Consider the following 19,011-nt stretch of genomic DNA (forward strand, 5'->3'; position numbering starts at 1 on the left):
CCTGGAGCTTAAATGGAATCAGACGGCTCAAGACCGCCTGATTCCTCAAGCCTCTTATGCTTACAGCTCTTCACCATCTGTTTGTGTTGCAGTAAATGTCCATTCGAGATTCAGTGCATCTCCCTGGAACTGGTTTTGATCTTCGCCATTGTCCACAAAGTTAAATTTCACTACCAGATCGTCATAGTCATCAACCGGCAAACCTTCACCAAGAATTGGATCCAATGCGTGTTCTCCAACTGCTTCCGGTGTCATATCCCGTAATTCAGCAAGCGTCGTGCTGAAAACCACTTCATCAAGCTTATCCACGTTGTATAAAAACTCCACTTCGATGTGCTCGCCAAAGTCTTCGGTATTATTTCCTTCCGCGTCATCCACGGTATATTCGGTATCGAGATAAACCCGATCAATATCGAGTGATCCGTTATTTTGCAGTTCAAACGTGCGTGTCATGGAATCACCCGGTTTCATATTTTCTACATCAATAATGGTCGTCGGCTCTGCTGAAAGATCCAATGTACCCGCAGCAAACGTATTTTCCGTTGTTACCGTGTCACTGAAATAGGCAAAAGTTCCTCCGCCGATGAGTGAAATCCCCAAAGCCGCTGACATAATTCCCATACTTAATTGTTTTTTAATATTCACGTTAATTCCTCCCCGATTTTGTAATGGATAGTTCCAAGCCTTCTGCCAGGGAATATCCATTTTTCATTTTTACTTGCAGAAAATGATAGTTAATGACATTCCACCTTAGGATGCATCCTCCAAAATGGAATTCGTGCTGGCCGGCTCGCTCAGAAGCTCGGATACAGCTGAATTAATTAAATCTCCTACGATTTGTACTTTTTCCGGACTGATTTTGTCAAACGTATCCTGCGGCGTATGATACCAAGGCTCTAAACCTGCTGTACCCGGCTCCATCCAGATGAACAGAGCAGCGTCAATTCCTGCATTATGGAATGGCACATGATCTGACCTTCCAAATGGATTAAGGAAAATCGTATCTTCGTCAAGGCCAATTCTTTCAGCTGCAGCTTCTGAAGTTTGCCATACCAGGTTTTCAGGATCTCCGTCTACCGGGTTAATATAAAGCTGGGATGCAGGCTCCCAAATTGTCCCAACCATATCGAGATTATAGTAAGCTAGACTTCTATCAATCTCGTCATCTGATAATTGGTCAACATAATAATAGGATCCTACCAGCCCGATTTCTTCAGCGCCAAAGGCAATAAAGCGCAATTCTTTATCGGTGTCAACATCCTGGAAAATTCTTGCCAGTTCCAGCACGGTGGATGTACCTGAAGCATTATCATTTGCCCCGGGCGAACCTGGCACACTGTCATAATGACCACCGACATACACAATTTCAGGATCTTCCACGTCTTCCGGCGACATGGTTGCAATCACATTTTGGGAAATGTCTCCTCCGCGAATTTCAAACTCCTGTACGTCAACATCGTAGCCAAGGCTTGCAAATTCATTGCTGATATAGTCTGCGGCTTCCACTTCCGCTTCGCTGCCGGCAACCCGCGGACCAATCGTTTCACTTAAATAACTGATATGCTGCATGGCTCTATTGGAATCAAAGCTCCACTCCCACTTATTAATAATGAAATCGGTATAAGCGGAAAGATTTTCATAAGCATATTCAGACATCTGCTCGTTATCAAACTGGTGCTCTAATATCAGATGGAAACTCTCCAAATGCCTAATTACTTTTGCATTCTCTCCCTGTTGCTCAAATTGATCAACAGCAGTAAGGTGCATGAGCAGTGGGCGGGAATCATTCAGCTCTTCATCCGCTGCCAGGTTCTCCACCAAATTCATCATATTCGCTGCTGTGCCAACGTCCTCGGAATCATACAGAGCGATTCCTTCGACTTCGGTGTTCGTGGCACGTGCGTCAAACAAATATGGTACTACCGCCATATGCGGTTGATCCATACCGACGAAGATACCTTGATTTGCAACATTTTCTGATTCCAGTGAAAACAGATCAAGATGTGTCTCCATTTCATTTGCCTGCTCATTTGTCAGTAAATAACCACTTGGTTTATTCTCAAGTACGTTTGTTGGATCCCAGTTATCAGCACCATCAAGGTAGAAAGGCTCTGAGGCCGCTGCCCCTCTGTCTGCCTGAAGGTCAGGTGCATTTTCCACCGCATCCACTACATCATCAAAACGCTCGCGGTAAAAATCAATTACAGCTTCTATCGTTGCAAGTTGCGCATCAACTCGATATGTCGGGTCTTGACTTCCTGCTGATTCTGTTAAAAGACCGATGCCATTACGAAGGCCAAGCATGTTGCGAAGAATGGTTTCCTCTCCGCCGCCGGCACCGCCGGGGCTTCCATATAGTCCAGTACTGAATCCGGCATCTTCCACATCAGGGAAAAGGTAGTCTTCCACCATTTCCTGACTTAAGCCACGAACGTCTTCATCCACGTTCAGGTTGCGCGGCCACAGCATTTCCATGTCAGGATTCCCCGTTGCACGCGGCCTTTCGTGTGCATCGATTGCGATGTCCGGGTTAAAGTAATCCAACACAGCTCCAATATACTGAGACTCCAGTGTATCCAGACTTAAATGCTGACGGTTAATATCAATATTGTCTGCATTTTGCCGTGTATCAGCTTCCCGGCCATCCGGATTGGCAGTTGGGATAAACAGGAAAGTCGTTTCACTCATTTGGTCCAACAATTCCGGATCCTCGGTAAAAGCCAGATTACGCAATGTCTGTAGAGTCATTTCCCTTGGTGCAGGCTCATTCCCGTGCTGTGTACCAATGGTGAGCATGTTTCTTCCTTCTGCAATTTCTTCATCTGATGGTGGCTCCGGATATCCCACCCTAACCAAGTGTAAGGGTCTATCCTCCACCGTTCTGCCAAGTTCCGTGTACGTAACCCGGTCAGACAATGCTGCCACTTCTTCCAGGAATGCCAGTTCTTCATCATGGGTTGTCCAACTTTCCCCGTCCCGATCCTCAAAACCGGTTGTCGGTGCATCTGACGGATCTTCTTCTGCCAAAGCCTGTCCAGCCACTGGACTCATGGTCGTAACAAGCAATAAAATCATGAAAACCGTCAACACTTTTTGCCACATTTGTTTTTTCATAGAATCCTCCTTCACTGGTTTTATAGTTTCATAGAGTAAATGTCTTAAGTGCTCTGGATGTATTGTGAAATTCACACCTCACCACCTTCAAGTGAAACTTGCAGAAAAAAAGCACGCATCACCTCCTTAAGGCGTTTGTGTGCCCATCTCAGATGTCTATATTGCATTTTGATAGTAATTCCTGCTGCTTAGAAATCGTTAAGCATAGGTCGTTACCGCAGGTCGGGGTGCGTTAACTAATGCCAGTATTGTGGCACAAGTCGAGATATCCGCGAGACTTACGATTATCGCGTGTCATAAACCTTACAAACTAATCCTACTGCCAGGAATTAATCAGATAAGCCGCATCCATCATCAAATCTTCATAGGCATCCGCTGTGATCAGACCCCGGTCCATCTGATAATCAAGTATCGTTTGCAGACTTTCCATATGTCTGATTACTTTTTCTTCATCATGTTGCAATTCATATTGATGAACCGCTGTCAAATGCAGTTTTACTGCATTTGCGGCACTTTCCTCAGCAAATGCCTCCCGTGCTTCAAGCACTTCCACGTAATCTTTCATCTTATCAGCACTCCATGCACTGATTGCCGCTCCTGTTTTTTCAGCTACCAATTGGCGGACCGGATTCGTGGAAACCGTTTCCCGGGTTGGATGCACTCTGTTTGTCAGCAGCAGTGCGACCGTATTGTTATTTGGGCTCACCACAATAGAAGTTCCGGTATACCCTGTATGGCCCAAAGTATTGCTTTCTGCCAGGCGGTCCATATACCAGGACTGATTCAGCTCCCAGCCAAGCCCGGAAGATCGTGCTCCTGGTATTTCTTCATTCCAGTTCGTACTGATCAGCTCTACCGCTTCTTCCGATAAAATCTCTGCACCTTCATATGTTCCACTCTGGAGCATCATCTGACCGAATACGGCCAGGTCCGCTGCTGTACTGAACAATCCTGCATGGCCTGCTACCCCATCAAGTGTCCAGGCTTTTTCATCATGCACCTCACCCCAGACAAGTTCACGGTCCACCCATGGCTGTTCTTCCGTAGCAGCAATTCGGTTTTGCAGCTCAGCCGGTGGATTATACATTGTGTCCGTCATATTCAACGGTTGTGTAATAAATTGCTCGGTAAATTCATCCTGCCGCATATTACTGATTCGCTCGATGAGAACACCAAGCGTCATAAAATCCACATCGCTGTATAGATATTGCTCACCGGGAGGATTTTGTAATGTTTCATTTAACACAAAGGCCAACTTGTCGTCTCTATCCCCTTCAATTTCATGGAGGGGCTCCGTTGTACTCGGTCTGAACCCGGATGTATGGGTGAGCAGCTGACGGATGGTGACCTCCTCTTTTCCATTTGCGGCAAATTCAGGAATATACTCCGCCACCGGATCATCCAGTTCGAATGCTCCCTGATCCCATAACTGCATGACTGCCGTAGCGGTAAACAATTTGGAAATCGAAGCCAGATCAAAAATGGTATCTTCACTCATTTCCACCGGATCATCCATTTCATTGAAATCACTATCTGTATATCGGGCTGCATACCCGTAAGCATCATGCTTTACGACTTTTCCATCCTTGGCCACCAGCACTACCGCTCCCGGCATGACATGCTCATCCATTGCTTCCTCCAGTAATGGATCCATATCATCCAGTGGCTCTTGAAGCATACTGGTTTCAGCGGGGTCCGTATGCAATAACCCATTTGCGCCCGCAAAAATGCTGGCAGCACCTGTAAACAGCAACACCGTTATTAGAAGCAATAAAACCGGTGTCTTTCGATTAAACATTCTTTTTAACTCCTTTCCTATTAAATTCACTCCGCATAGAGTGATGCGTAGGTACCGTTTCGTGTAATAGAAAGCATTCATCCATTAAAAGATGTACGAAACGCTTTCAATCCGTTTCTTAACCCTTTCCTTACTGCCACGAATCTATAAGATACGCAGCATCCATAAATAAATCATTATAGGCTTCTTCTGTGATCAGCTCCTCATCCAGCTGATAATCAAGCAATGACTGCAAACTTTCCATATGCCTGATGACTTTTTGCGAATCCTGCTGCAACTCATATTGGTATACGGCGGATAAATGAAGCTTCAATGCATGTGCGGCATTCTCCTCGGCAAATGATCCCCGGGATTCCAGTACTTCCACATAATCTTTCATGGCCTCTGCACTCCACGCACTGATTGCTGCCCCCGTTTTTTCCGCTACCAGTTGACGGACCGGGTTCGTGGACACCGTTTCTGCTGTCGGATGGACACGGTTAGTCAGCAGTATGGCAACCGTATTATTATTTGGGCTCACCACGATTGATGTTCCGGTGTATCCGGTATGCCCCAATGTATTGCTTTCCGCCAGGCGATCCATGTACCAGGACTGATTCAGCTCCCAGCCCAGCCCGGAAGAACGTGCCCCTGGTATTTCATCATTCCAGTTTGTGCTGATCAGTTCCACTGCTTCTTCCGATAGGATTTCCTCGCCATCATATGTTCCGTTCTGCAGCATCATCTGGGCAAATACCGCCAGGTCCGCTGCTGTACTGAACACGCCTGCATGGCCTGCTACGCCATCTAGCGCCCAGGAAGTTGAGTCATGAACCTCCCCCCAAACAAGTCCTCGATCCACCCAGGGCAGGTCTTCTGTTGCAGCTATTCTTCCTTGCAGCTCAGCAGGCGGATTATACATTGTATCTGTCATATTCAACGGTCCGGTTATGAACTCTTCTGTAAATTCATCCTGCTGCAATCCGCTAAGCTGTTCAATAAGGATACCCAGCGTAATAAAATCCACATCACTATAGAGATATTGTTCACCGGGAGGGTTCAGCAATGTTTCATTTAATACAAAATCAAGTCTGTCTTCTCTATCGCCATCAATTTGGTAGAGTGGCTGTGTTGTTCCTGGTCTAAACCCTGATGTATGTGTGAGCAGCTGGCGAATCGTAACCTCCTCTTTTCCATTGGCAGCAAATGCAGGAATATACTCCGCCACCGGATCATCCAGTTCAAATGCTCCCTGATCCCACAACTGCATGACTGCCGTGGCGGTAAACAGTTTGGAAATCGACGCCATGTCTAAAATAGTATCTTCACTCATTTCCACCGGTTCATCCATTTCCGTAAACTCTCTATCCGTATACCGGGCAGCATACCCATATGCATCATGCTTTACCACCCTGCCATCTTTAGCCACAAGTACTACTGCACCCGGCATCACATGTTCCTCTATCGCTTCCTCAAGCAATGGATCCATGTCATCCAATGGCTGCTGAAGCATATTTACTGCTGCGGGTTCATCCTGCAAAAGCTCTTTTGAGGCTCCAAGTATGCCGGCAGCTCCAGTGAAGAGAATAACCGCAAACAGAAGTGTTGCAAGCAGTATCATCTGTTTCAGGATGAATTCCAGCTCCTTTCTTTCTGCTCCCTGCTGGTTCCAGTGCCAGTAGAGATAAAAACATCACCGGCACCGGAAAATAAATCAGGGAGTAAACTGCTATTTTATTCAACACCTACCGCGTCATAAGCAGCTTCCACTGCTGCCACCTCATCGGAAGTGCTTCCAAATAAGTCAGTTGCTGCTTGAATCGCAGCCTGTCTCATCATGCTGAAATCAGAGCTTGCTGTTAAATAAACATCAAGGGATCGGTAAAAAATCTGTTCTGTTGCTTCCCTGCCGATACCTTCCACTTCAACACCATAGTGTTCTCCGCCTTCTGCCACCAGATAGGCAGCTTTGTTGTTTATACTGCTGTTAATATGCACACCACCATTATCAAGGTTTCCGGTATACCTTAAATCCCAGTGATCCGGATAAGGTGCCTGTGTCCTTCTTTCTATTAGGGCTGCCGGGTCTTCCAGAGACCGGAGGGCCATCGTGCCGTCCGCCATGATGTCTTCTCCAATCAACCAGTTATCCCTGTCAACCATGGCTCCAAAGATGTCTGCAAAGGACTCATTTAACGCACCTGACTCATCACGGTAAATCAGATTTGCTGTGTGCTGAATTACACCATGACTCATTTCATGAGCAGCTACATCCAGTCCTGCCGACAACGGGTGAAAGCGCTCGCCATCCCCATCTCCATAAGACATTTGCCGGCCATTCCAGGAAGCATTATTCCAGTTGTTCCCAACATGCACGGCAGAAATTAAAATTTGTCCATTGTCATCCACGGAATCCCGGCCAAAGGTATCCATAAAGTAGTCATAGGTTACCTGAGCATTGCGGTGGGCATCCACTGCCGCTCCATCCGTAAACATTTTATTAATGCTCAGCACATCCAGGTTTTCCCCGGTGTCAGCATCATACGTCACCACACCATCACCGCGTGTTTCATCAAATAACCTGTACATGCCGTCATACTCCTGTGCTTCAAACATTCTTCTTTCTCCAAATACACCTGTTCCGAAAGCAGTTACATTATTCGTGGCATTAAAATGATCCACGACTTTTCCATTTGAGGCATCAATGAAGTAATGCCAGTAGCCGACTTCCGGGTATGTTGTTGAACCGGTGACAAGATAAGTGAAATAGAAATCATCTTTGTATTCGTAAATATAAGGCTCTATTTCGATGTCTCCATCAAATTTCTGTATTTCTCCAATCCTATTCTCCAGCTGATCTTTAAAAATCGCTATTGCCTTTTCCTCGGAAACGGTTGCTTCTATAGAGATTTTTTCTTTATCCAAATCGGGAATCACTTGGCCAAAGTAGGAAACTACGTGATTGTTCTCGTCCAATGTAATGGTTTGATCTGCACCATACACCGGAATTCCTTTATATTCCTGATCTACACGAAAGTGGGATTGTCCTGTATCCTCATCCATAGATTGACTCTTGATCTCAAAACTGGTGTTTTGGTCATGGCTTAATTGAAACTCCCCGCTGTTTGCCTCAAAATAAGCCTTCACGATTTGTTCTTTCGTTAATTGACCCGGCGCTTGCCAATTTTCAATGATGTAAGATGGTGTATTATACATATCATTTATTTGTATACTCGTATCATCCGCCAGAACAGGGGACGTAAATATTCCCAGTGATACGACAACTGCAAAGCCTGAGAAGAGCACTTTTTTTTGAAGGTTCATCCGATTCATCCTCCTTATGAATTTATGAAACTACTAAACTATAAGTCTTCCCCTTCTTCCTGGGTGGCATGGAAAGTCCATTCCAATTCAAGTCCATCCCCCTGAAACATGTTTTGGTCTTCATCATTATCAACGAATTCAAATTGGACCCAGAAATCATGTGTCTCTTCTGTTTCCAGCCCGCCTTTTTCTTCCCATAACGGATCCCAGATATCCCGTTTCACCACATCCGGGTCCATTTCCCTCAGGTCATAAAGAGTTGTTTGAAAGATTGGCTCGCTTTCCTGATCCCAATTCCACAGGAAATTTACACGAATATGTTTTCCGAAGTCCTCCGTGTTGTTATCGTCTGCATCCAGCACTGTATAGTCCGTCTCCAAGAAGACATTTTCAATATTAAGACTGCCGTCATTGGTCAGAGAAAATTCTCTCACCATTGAATCTCCCGGCTTTAAATTATTAAGGTTAATAATCGCCATCGGGTTTGCAGACAAATCCAGTGTACCGGCAGCAAAGCTGTTATCCGTCACTGCCTCATCACTGAAATAAGCAAAGGTTCCTCCTCCGATCAGAGAAATTCCCAACACAGCTGAAGCTACACTCAAGCCCAGTTTTTTCTTTATGTTCAACTTACTTCCTCCTTTTTGTCTTTTAGTTCACCAGCACATTTAAAAGCCGGTGTATCCGAAGTAATGAAAACCCAATTTTCCCCCTTTCAAATACAACAAAATAAATGAAAACGCTTACTTTTTACCTCCTTTTTTCTTTTCATCTAAACCTGCGCACTATCAAATGTTGTAATTGGAATTATAACGAAGAACAAATCCTATCTGTGTCGATTTATGTTGAATAATATTCTAAAAAATCAAATTGATAGGAAAGATCTAATTTTTCTTTTGCTACTTAATGGGTAAATAGGTTGAAGAGAGAATTTTAAAAAGGTCCAAAACAGCAGTATAGAGGGAATGCATGCTCTGAGTCTTTTCGTTCAGCAGAGTATATTGAAAGGAAATTCTATTAAAAATGATACATTTATCCTGTCTCATAGATTAAAAAGGCAAAAATAAAAGGCAGAACAGTCCGTTCTACCTTTTTTCTACCGTATTTATCCAATTGCTTATATGCCAATAGCCACAGGTTTTCTGTTCTCTTTAGGACAATTACCCACATGTGGATAATTATATTTCGCAAAGGATAGCTTCTCTTTTCTCTTTAAAAAGTTGCCACAGGCCGGATTATTTATCCGCCTTCTCATAAAGCTCATCAAAGTGCTTTGCCATTTGAAAATCAAGATCCGTCAATCCCTTTGCCTGCCATGAGGACATTTTCAGCTTCACCATTTTATAGTCGATGGAAATGAAGGGGTGATGTTTCCTGCTCTCAGCATATTCTGCTGCCCGTTCAACAAACCGCACGCCATTCAAATAGTTTTTAAACCGGTATTTGCGTTCTACCCATTTTTCGTCCAACCGCTTCCATTCGGGGAGTTTTTCCAGTTCTTTAAGAATCTCTTCCTCCGATAAACGTTCCATGAGATCCTGCCTCCTTCACTACTTTTGCTAGTCTCAGTGTAACGTCTGCAGCACCTGCACACAACTAAACGTACAGGAAATGATGATTAACTTCTCCTATTTTACACTGTTGGATACTAAAGTAAACCCTCTTATCTTTGCTCCAGATTAAATAATTCTATTGCCACATTGTTTACGGTGTTATTCACAAAATTGTAGTTATTTTGTCAAAAATAATTCATTCCTGTGATTCCTCTCATTGGTTATTACCCGAAAATACTCTAAACTAAAGCAAAATCAGAATAAAAGGGAGAAAGTGGGGAGAACTCTTGGATTATGTTAAACCGAAAGAGGTTGTCAATTCTATTGCCGAAGCAGGAACGAACAAGGCACAACTGCCTGTCAGCCACATTTTAATTAAAGCAATCCTATCTGGCGCTTTTCTCGGATACGCCACTACGCTGGCATTTACCGCTTCCACGCAAACCGGACTGGATATTGTCGGGGCAGTCATTTTTCCGGTTGGATTTGTAATGATCCTGTTATTAAATCTGGAGCTGGTCACAGGGTCATTTGCCATGTTACCCATTGCCAAAATGCGCAATAAAATTACAGTACCGCTCATGCTGCGGAACTTTTCCTGGGCGTTTTTCGGCAATTTAATCGGAAGCATCTTTTATGCCGCTCTATTTGTTATCTACATTACGTCATTCGGTAATACGACAGATCATGTACTCATTCAAAAAATTATTGCTGTTGCAGAAGGAAAAACGTTGGAATACAAATATTTAGGCACAGAAGGTATGGTTGTCGTATTAGTAAAAGCATTGCTCTGTAACTGGATGGTGACAATGGGGGCGGTGATGGCATTTACCTCCAAAGCTACCGTTGGAAAAATTGCCGCCATGTGGCTGCCGGTGTTCATCTTCTTTGGCCAGGGCTTTGAGCACGCCATCGTTAATATGTTTGTCATTCCGGCCGGGATGATGGTAGGTGCAGATATCAGCTTTGCCGACTGGTGGCTGTGGAATCAAATTCCGGTTACCATCGGGAATTTCATCAGTGGCTTCCTGTTCACAGGCTGGGCATTACACTACGTAACGAAAGAAAAGCCTGACATCGAAAATATAAACACTTCAAAAAGAGCGTCATGATTGCAACACAGGGACGGTCTTTTATTGCAACAATACATCGCCGGAGCTGTGGGCTTCGGCGATATTTTACGAATATTAGCATTGCCACATGCTGTGAAGCGGGTTGCATTACAGTTTCACCCTGCAATCGTTCCTTCAAGAAGATTAGGCATCGAAGACCCATTTGCAAGCCATTCACCAAATGAGAGTTCATAAGGATCACAATTTCCGCCAATACCTATTATCACACTAAGATTTTCCGGACAGTACACAACAGTATGCAATGTACCAAAGTATTCTTTGTAATTATTAAAGAACAAAGGCGAATCCTCATTATTAAAGATTTGATAAGCAGATATTTGGGTTAAGTTTTCTTTTTCTAATAATCCTTGTAAATACTTTTGACGGTCCAAGGAAATATTAATAGAAGCTCTGTTTTTATTACTTAACCTGTCAGATTTAAAGTGATTTGTACAAATCAGCTGTGAGTTGTATAGAACAATCTGCTCTTCAGGTGATGCTTCCACAATAGCACTATTCCCATTATGATCTATAATAGAGAAGTTAAAGCAATACTGATGAGGTACATGTTTAATGAGTTCTATTGCTTCTTCCGTTGTAGCACATTGGTCTAGAATAAAACGGCAAATCGTAGTAGCCAAGAAACCCTTTTGATAAACCCTTTCATTTACCAAATGCAATCCGACTACAAGCCCTGTTTCATTCATGCCGTCTAGCCTTCCGGTAATCTGCTGGCTGAAACCAATGCTTGCATATCCTTTATTTGGCTTCATAAGAACGAGCCTTGCGTCATATAAATTGTCACTAAAATCATAATTTCGCACGTAGAAGGAATCATTAGCGAATGTTGTGCAACCCATGGCGGGCATAACAGTATCATATCCACCCCACCATTGAATTGCCGTATTGACATCGATGCCCGTTCCTTCTGCCAGCCCTATTAATTCCTTTAACAGGCTTGGTGAAACCTCCCTCAGACGTTGACTTGCTTCATTCATACCTGCAAGTGTCTGTAATTCGCTTTGCCGTTTGAATTTTGAAATCAGCTTCAGTGAGGCGCTCTGTTTTACACCTATTTCATAAGCATCGCCTTTCAATTGAACCACTTCCACCTGCAGCTTTCTTCTTTGATTCATTATTCTCCTCCTTTTTGTGTTACCGGTACAATAATATCTGCTGAATCCATCTGATCCCCACGATACCATTCAAGAATAGAACCAACCGGTGTCCAGTTATGCGCCATACAATATCGAATTAATTTGCGATAGCCGGTTTCAATTTTTGAAAAGTTATCTTTAAAAGTAAGACAAATACATAAACTTCCTATCATTTTTTCTGTAAAAGCTTCTGGAATATGTGCAACATCCGCTTTATCTGATATACCAAAACCAATTTCTGCCTTTACTGACTTTCTATTTCCGGACAAATATCTTAAATACGTATTATTAATAGAAATATTACACTGCTCAAGTTGCTCGCGCCTTAAAATAAATGCTTCCTTAAACTGACCTGAAGGAGATTCTGCCTCAAACCAAATTACTTGTTCGGGTGACTTTTCTAACATATAAAACGTCTCTTCTCCCTGATCACTCTCCAAATAGCGTCGGCTGATTTCCAGCTGCTTCTGCTTTTCTTTTATCTTATAAATCCATTCCTGCTTCATCTGCTCCTGCCTATTTTCATCAACTTCTAAATAAAGCTGAATGTCACGAATAGGTATATTTGCTGTACGAAGACTGGCAATCAGCTTGGCAAGGGGAACTTGATCTTCTGAATACATACGATAATTGGTCCCTTCATTTCGGACTGTCTTCAGAAGATTTTTCGATTCATAAAAGCGGAGTGTACTTTTAGGAATACCGGTCTTCGTTGAAAATACATGGATTGGCATCAAACTTTTCATTCTATCCCACCTTTACTATGTATAAGCATAAACCTTAAAGTTACTTTAATGTCAAGCGGAAATAGGTGAGTCTTTCCTTCATGCACTTTCTAAATTTATTATGAACGCTGAGTTTCAATGCATTCTATGAAAACAAATCTCACTAAATACAAGTCTTACTTTTAAAGTAAGCATAAAAAAAGAGGCATCCACAATTTGTTTGCAGACTGCCTCACCATTTTCTCTATTCTTCTCATCCAATTACCAACCTAGCTTTTCTGTACCCGATGCAAATTAGCAAATATTCCATCTCGCGCGAGCAATTCCTCATGCGTGCCTTCTTCATCAATTCCTTCCTTTGTCACGACCATAATCCGATCTGCATTTTTAATTGTCGTTAACCGGTGGGCGATGACCAAGGTTGTCCGATCTTTCGACAGCTCTGTCAGCGCTTTTTGAATAATTTTCTCTGTTTCGGTATCGAGCGCTGAGGTTGCCTCATCCAAAATAAGGATTGGCGGATTTTTTAAAAACATTCTTGCGATGGCAATCCGCTGCTTCTGTCCGCCGGAAAGCTTCAACCCGCGTTCCCCAACCTGGGTCTCATACCCATCGGGAAGCTCGTTAATAAATTCTTCCATATGTGCCTGGCGCGCCGCATATCTGATTTCCTCCTCGGTCGCATCAAGCTTTCCATACGCAATATTTTCCCTCAGCGTCCCGGTAAATAAAAACACATCCTGCTGTACAATTCCAATCTGATTTCGAAGAGATTCCTTCGTCATATCACGAACATCGATACCATCAATGGTAATGGAGCCTTCATCCACATCATAAAATCGTGGAATCAGCGAAGAAATGGTCGTTTTCCCTGCACCTGACGGACCGACAAAGGCAACGGTCTCCCCGGCTTGAATTTGAAAGCTTAAATTGTCCAATACTGGTTTTTGTGTTTTTTCGTACACAAAGGTGACATCATGAAAATCTATATTTCCTTTCAGCATTTTCACCGGTTTTGCATCCGGCAGATCCTGCACATCCGGATGCACGTCCAATAATTCAGTGAACCGCTTAAAACCGGCCATTCCTTTCGGATACAGTTCCAGTAATGCACTGATTTTTTGAATCGGATTCGTCAACACATTTACCATCAATACGAAAAAGACAAGTTCGCCCATTTGCATCCTGTCATTAAAAGTAAACCAGGTACCAACCACAAGTACAATTAATGTAATGAGACGCATCGTCATATAAATACTTGAATTTACTATCGCCATCACCTTATAGGCGCCGACTTTTGCTTTCCGGAAGCTGTAGTTATCTTTGGTGAAACGGTCCATTTCAAATTTTTCATTCGTAAAAGATTGCACAACACGCACACCGGAAACAGCATCTTCAACACGGGCATTTACCGCAGCAATATCTTCATACATCTTTTTCCACGCTTTATTCATCCTAATATTACTGTAGGCAATCAGAAAGATAAGTAGCGGAACAGAAAATAAAATAATTAATGCCAGCTCCAGATTAATCGTAAACATAATCATAAATGCACCAACAAAGGTCATGGCAGCGATAAAGAAATCCTCAGGTCCGTGGTGAGCGAGCTCTCCGATATCAAATAGATCATTGGTGATCCTACTCATAATATGACCTGTTTTCGTATTATCAAAAAACCGGAATGATTGCTTTTGAACATGAAAAAAGAGGTCCTGACGCATGTCTGTTTCAATATTGACCCCAAGCTTATGTCCCAAATAGGTAACAACATATTGCAAAAGTGTACTTACTATATAAACGAGCAATAAAAGAATACTAACCGTTACGATCAGACCCCAATTATCCCCCGGTAATAACTCATCGATGAACCACTGTACAGCTACTGGAAAGAAAAGCTCTAAAATAGCCACAATAACTGCTGCGGTAAAATCAATAATAAACAAGCGGCGATGCGGCTTGTAATAGGAAAAGAATCGTCTTATCACCAGTTGCACTTCCTTTTCTTAAATTAACTTCTCTTTTAAGGATCCAAAGGATGTTAAACGGCCCCTTTATAAAGCTCAAACAAATTATAGACGTAATTTCCCGGCTTGGCAATATATCATTTGATTATAATTTATCTTTCCTTCCAGTAAATTGTTTCTTTAAAATGCTTGTCAAGGTTGTCTTATTTCTTGCATACAAATAATATCAAGGCCGATTTACGCAGTTCTGAACAAATCCTGAAGTCAGGAGGTGGAAATAAATGAAATGGAAAATGAACTTATACATGGAGGCATGGATTTGTTACGCAGTAGGTTATGTTTTTATTGCATCCGGTATCTTAAAATTTTTAGATGAAAGTTTTAGAGGTATGTTCTTCCAGCTCGGGCTTCCCTTTCCTGAAACCACTTTATTTTTAGTGGCGCTGGCTGAGTTTGCTTGTGGAATGTTAATTGCCGGTCGTATGTATTTAAAGCTGGCTGTGCCTCCCTTGATTTTAATTATGTTTGGCGCGCTTTACATTACAAAAATACCGATTCTGCTAAATGAAGGGATACTCAAATTTGCTTTTGAAGCACGTCTTGATATCGTCATGCTAATTTTATTATTGCTTATTTGGCAGTACCGGGGGCGCTATAATCCAGCAAAGAATTAAGTATTACACACAGGAATTGTGAATAACGATGGAATACAACGTGGATAACCCGCTAATAAGTCTAAAAACACCCTACTTATCCACATTTTTATGCACATATACACAAATGTTCGCAGATATATTGTTACAGAACATAATTTCTCCACCATATATTGAATAAGACAAGCAAACTTATCCACGTTTTGTGTGTAACTTACCTGTTTCTGTGGACAAACTTCCTCTTCAGGCAAATTCAGCTCCTACAATATAAGAAAAACTCACATTCATTCAAGGATCAACGAATGTGAGTTTTTCTTATACTTGAAACCTAAAGGTAATAGTAACGTCGTGCCCACTACTTAGTGAGCAATAGGGAGTAAACTAAGTCTTGCTGCACAGCGATCAGCGTAGAAGAAGAAGTCAGGAAGATAATCGATCCGACCGCTGACTTCTTACATATGCCTTCTGCTAATCAACCACTGTTATCATTGGCTTCCCAGTACCAATGTCGTTTGCTGTTGTTCGCCCTCCCTGTAATAGGTAATGCTTACTTCTTCGCCAATTTCTTTTTCCTGATATAGAATTTTCCTTAGATCAATCATATTTTCCACAGGTTCTCCGTCCAGCTCCGTAATGACATCCAGTCGCTCCAGACCAGCCTGATCAGCCGGGGACAACCGCTCCACACTCCAAATATACACGCCGCCATCTACCTCCTCCGGCAGATCCAGTGTTTCTCTCCACTCAGAATGCGGCACTTCATCCAATGAATAAATTTCCACGCCAAGATATGGCCGTGTGACTTCTCCTGTTGCTTCCAGTTCTTCCATAATCGGAATCGCACTATCCACAGGGATGGCAAAACCAATTCCTTCTACTGCCGCCTGATTAATTTTCATGGAATTAATACCAATCAGCTGTCCATACATATTAATCAGGGCCCCGCCACTGTTGCCAGGATTAATGGCGGCGTCTGTCTGGATCACTTCTGCCTGCCAGTCGGCACGTCCATCCTGGTTAAAGTCCTGGGGAATTGTTCGCTCCGTTCCGCTGATAATACCTTGTGTCACTGAACCGGAAAACATAAGACCGAGCGGATTACCGATGGCAATGGCCGGCTCTCCCACTTTAATTTCCGCACTGGAGCCGATATCAATCACATGCTCCACATAACCTGCATCAATCGTTAAAACAGCAAGGTCGGAAAACAGATCGCCTCCAACCAGTTCTGCTTCAATATGTGTTTCGTCATATAACACAACTTCTACTTCATCGGCACCTTCTATAACATGATGGTTGGTGACCACATATGCGGTATCCCCATCTGTCTTATAAATGACGCCGGAGCCTTCACCGGCCTGTGTTCCCTCACCCTGCTGCCAGAAATCCATGCGCTGCTGTATATTTATAACACCAACAACAGCCGGGGAAACCTCATCCACAATTTCTGTTATTTGGGTGGAGACATCCACTTTGACGGAAGTATTAATATTGCCTTCCTGTTCAGCGGCTTGCTCCGTTGATCCCTCTTGTACTTGTTCCGTCTCATCCTGCGTAAAATTTCCGGATTCCAAAAATGCCGGAACAATCAATGTAACCAGAAGAATACCGATAATAATACCGAGCAGTCCGGGGACCAGCCAGCTTTTCTTTTTTCTCCGATGCGGATTCGGCGGGTAATTTTGATCATAGTAACCCATACACGCTACCCCCTATTTTATTTCTCCATCCATAATGCATAAAGCAACCGTAAAAATACAGGATCTATTGCTAAGTCCCATTTACAACTTTGACCGCTATAAATATGAGTTCAGCGGACATTTTCCCATCATTAGGGCAAAATCTATTCCACTTATATACTATTCTACCCTATTCTCTTTAGTTATTCCTTATTAAACGGAGAAATAAACCGGGTCAAATCAGCTTACTTCATACAAAGGAGTAGCTTTGGCCGGATCTGTATCCTTTAGGTCGAGATTAATTCCTCTTTCTTTCAAAATACTGTCGACCGACATATGGGCCAACTCCTTCATATTATTATCCTGACTTAAATGCGCCAAATATACGCGTTTCGTATTATGATCAATGACATCTGCCAATGCCAGGCCACAATCGTCATTGGAGACATGCCCGGAATCACCTAAGATCCGCCGCTTTACATTCCAAGGATACCTGCCCATCCGCAGCATTTCCACATCATGATTTGCTTCGAAAACATAGGCATCCGCTCCTTCGACCGTCTTTTTAATCCGCTCGGAAACATAGCCAAGGTCAGTAACCAAAGCAACTTTCTTTCCTTCATGGTGAAAAGTGTAAAACATTGGTTCTGCCGCATCATGGGAAACACCAAATGAGACAACATCCATATCATGAAAGGTTTTCACTTCTTCCATGCCAAATAGGAATTTCTGGTCTGTCGTCAGTTTTCCGATGGAATTTTCCATTGCCTTCCAGGTTTTCTCATTTGCATAGATTGGCAGATTATATTTACGGGCAAAGATACCAAGCCCTTTAATATGATCACTATGCTCATGCGTCACAAGAATACCCGAGAGGGCAGCGGGGTCCACGCTGATCTCATGAAATAGACGATCCAGTTGTTTGCCGCTCAGACCCGCGTCCACCAATAACCTGGTCCGATTTGATTCTATATAAAATGCATTTCCCGTACTGCCTGAGGCCAGTACACTAAAACGTAATGTCATTCTCTGTCACTCCGATTAGTTTCATTATCCAATAAACCATTCAAATGATGAAGCATGTCATCTCTCCACACATGGTCATCATCAAGCTGTTCGATGTTCGTAATAGTCATACCAATCATTTCCCTGATAAATTCATCGTCTTCACTAGGAAAGGTTTGTCCCTCAATGGCATTCACAAAATAACTGCGATCCTCATTTACCGAAATTTTATACGTAGGGGCAAAAACCTGTTCCCCGTTTGCAAGCGGAATTCGCGTATGATAGCCAAGTTCTACTCGGGACACCGTATCATCGGAATGTAATTGATTCCGATTGTATAATGTTTCAATAGCCTGGATCGGCTGTGTTAATGATTTTAAATCATCCTGCTGCTCCGGTTCAGCGAGCATGGACTGTGTATAATAAATCATTTCATTGTTCTCATTCAAAAAAATCATCAGCAGGCCATAAGCATTATAATAAATAGGCCTCTCTCTGGTATTTTGGAAAAACAACAGCACATTCATTTCCTCATTCCAGGTGCCGAAACTGTAGTTTTCCGCAAAAAGAATATCATTTGTGACCAAACTATATATATCTTCACGTGGAGCCGATACCGGAATGGACACAGGATCTTCCAGCCCGGACACAATATAGCTATTGTCAAAAATAACCGGCTCCTGATTATCCAAATCTGCAAGTTCCGTTTTCTCATCATCTGTAAACTCATGCTGGGCAACCGAGATATACGTATCCTCGGTAATATCCACCTCTATATCACCCAATGTAATATTTTCCGACTCCAGCTGATCTTCCAGGGAAGCCTCCTGATCACTCAGCACGCCCAGGTCTGCTCTTTCCTGCTTGTCTATATATTGAATCACCAAGTAAACATTCAGTACGAGGAAGCTTAGGATAAATAAGGTTTTAATCTGATTCCATTGCACT

15 protein-coding genes are annotated in these 19,011 nt (G+C 42.9%); 2 read left to right on the plus strand and 13 right to left on the minus strand.

The window, feature by feature from the left end; genetic code table 11:
• Positions 1 to 60: 60 nt before the first annotated feature.
• The 7 genes from ACZ42C_RS14645 to ACZ42C_RS14675 all read right to left on the minus strand — a co-directional run bounded on the left by ACZ42C_RS14645 (position 61) and on the right by ACZ42C_RS14675 (position 9,747).
• Positions 61 to 645: a TasA family protein gene (locus ACZ42C_RS14645; RefSeq protein WP_464891281.1), complete on the minus strand. Its 585-nt coding sequence runs from the start codon at positions 643 to 645 to the stop codon at positions 61 to 63.
• 105 nt (positions 646 to 750) lie between these two features.
• Positions 751 to 3,114: a M28 family peptidase gene (locus ACZ42C_RS14650; RefSeq protein ID WP_461181962.1), complete on the minus strand. Its 2,364-nt coding sequence runs from the start codon at positions 3,112 to 3,114 to the stop codon at positions 751 to 753.
• Between the two features lie 316 nt (positions 3,115 to 3,430).
• Complete coding sequence (locus tag ACZ42C_RS14655) at positions 3,431 to 4,912, minus strand: serine hydrolase domain-containing protein (RefSeq protein ID WP_461181961.1); 1,482 nt, start codon at positions 4,910 to 4,912, stop codon at positions 3,431 to 3,433.
• Positions 4,913 to 5,042: 130 nt separating this feature from the next.
• Positions 5,043 to 6,512 carry a serine hydrolase domain-containing protein gene (locus ACZ42C_RS14660; RefSeq protein ID WP_461181960.1) on the minus strand — a complete coding sequence of 490 codons (1,470 nt, stop codon included), beginning with the start codon at positions 6,510 to 6,512 and terminating at the stop codon, positions 5,043 to 5,045.
• A 113-nt stretch (positions 6,513 to 6,625) separates the two neighbouring features.
• Positions 6,626 to 8,215 (minus strand): M4 family metallopeptidase, encoded by a 1,590-nt coding sequence (locus ACZ42C_RS14665; RefSeq protein WP_461181959.1) that lies wholly within the window; start codon positions 8,213 to 8,215, stop codon positions 6,626 to 6,628.
• Positions 8,216 to 8,253: 38 nt separating this feature from the next.
• A complete protein-coding gene (locus ACZ42C_RS14670) occupies positions 8,254 to 8,844 on the minus strand; it encodes a TasA family protein (protein WP_461181958.1) in 591 nt (196 codons plus the stop codon).
• Positions 8,845 to 9,450: 606 nt separating this feature from the next.
• Positions 9,451 to 9,747: a 4a-hydroxytetrahydrobiopterin dehydratase gene (locus ACZ42C_RS14675; protein WP_461181957.1), complete on the minus strand. Its 297-nt coding sequence runs from the start codon at positions 9,745 to 9,747 to the stop codon at positions 9,451 to 9,453.
• Between the two features lie 308 nt (positions 9,748 to 10,055).
• Between ACZ42C_RS14675 and ACZ42C_RS14680 the strand changes: the two genes are divergently transcribed.
• The gene (locus ACZ42C_RS14680; protein WP_461181956.1) at positions 10,056 to 10,880 is read left to right on the plus strand and encodes a formate/nitrite transporter family protein; all 825 of its coding nucleotides are present in this window, start codon (positions 10,056 to 10,058) and stop codon (positions 10,878 to 10,880) included.
• Between the two features lie 116 nt (positions 10,881 to 10,996).
• Here the strand turns inward: ACZ42C_RS14680 and ACZ42C_RS14685 are convergent, their stop codons facing one another.
• The 3 genes from ACZ42C_RS14685 to ACZ42C_RS14695 all read right to left on the minus strand — a co-directional run bounded on the left by ACZ42C_RS14685 (position 10,997) and on the right by ACZ42C_RS14695 (position 14,747).
• Positions 10,997 to 12,016 carry a C45 family autoproteolytic acyltransferase/hydolase gene (locus ACZ42C_RS14685; RefSeq protein WP_461181955.1) on the minus strand — a complete coding sequence of 340 codons (1,020 nt, stop codon included), beginning with the start codon at positions 12,014 to 12,016 and terminating at the stop codon, positions 10,997 to 10,999.
• Positions 12,016 to 12,783 carry a helix-turn-helix domain-containing protein gene (locus ACZ42C_RS14690; RefSeq protein ID WP_461181954.1) on the minus strand — a complete coding sequence of 256 codons (768 nt, stop codon included), beginning with the start codon at positions 12,781 to 12,783 and terminating at the stop codon, positions 12,016 to 12,018. The genes ACZ42C_RS14685 and ACZ42C_RS14690 overlap by 1 nt, the downstream gene beginning before the upstream one ends.
• Before the next feature lie 248 nt (positions 12,784 to 13,031).
• The gene (locus tag ACZ42C_RS14695; protein ID WP_461181953.1) at positions 13,032 to 14,747 is read right to left on the minus strand and encodes an ABC transporter ATP-binding protein; all 1,716 of its coding nucleotides are present in this window, start codon (positions 14,745 to 14,747) and stop codon (positions 13,032 to 13,034) included.
• A 260-nt stretch (positions 14,748 to 15,007) separates the two neighbouring features.
• Between ACZ42C_RS14695 and ACZ42C_RS14700 the strand changes: the two genes are divergently transcribed.
• On the plus strand, positions 15,008 to 15,400 hold the full coding sequence (locus tag ACZ42C_RS14700) for a DoxX family protein (protein WP_461181952.1): 393 nt from the start codon (positions 15,008 to 15,010) through the stop codon (positions 15,398 to 15,400).
• Positions 15,401 to 15,864: 464 nt separating this feature from the next.
• On the opposite strand, the gene ACZ42C_RS14705 is transcribed toward ACZ42C_RS14700, so the two are convergent.
• The 3 genes from ACZ42C_RS14705 to ACZ42C_RS14715 all read right to left on the minus strand — a co-directional run bounded on the left by ACZ42C_RS14705 (position 15,865) and on the right by ACZ42C_RS14715 (position 19,010).
• The gene (locus ACZ42C_RS14705) at positions 15,865 to 17,079 is read right to left on the minus strand and encodes a S1C family serine protease (protein WP_461181951.1); all 1,215 of its coding nucleotides are present in this window, start codon (positions 17,077 to 17,079) and stop codon (positions 15,865 to 15,867) included.
• 219 nt (positions 17,080 to 17,298) lie between these two features.
• Positions 17,299 to 18,084, minus strand: coding sequence for an MBL fold metallo-hydrolase (locus tag ACZ42C_RS14710; protein WP_461181950.1), 786 nt, complete (start codon positions 18,082 to 18,084; stop codon positions 17,299 to 17,301).
• Positions 18,081 to 19,010 carry a two-component system regulatory protein YycI gene (locus tag ACZ42C_RS14715; protein ID WP_461181949.1) on the minus strand — a complete coding sequence of 310 codons (930 nt, stop codon included), beginning with the start codon at positions 19,008 to 19,010 and terminating at the stop codon, positions 18,081 to 18,083. Before ACZ42C_RS14715 ends, ACZ42C_RS14710 begins: the two co-directional genes overlap by 4 nt.
• Between the last annotated feature and the right edge of the window lies 1 nt (position 19,011).

The organism is Virgibacillus kimchii, assembly GCF_055379185.1.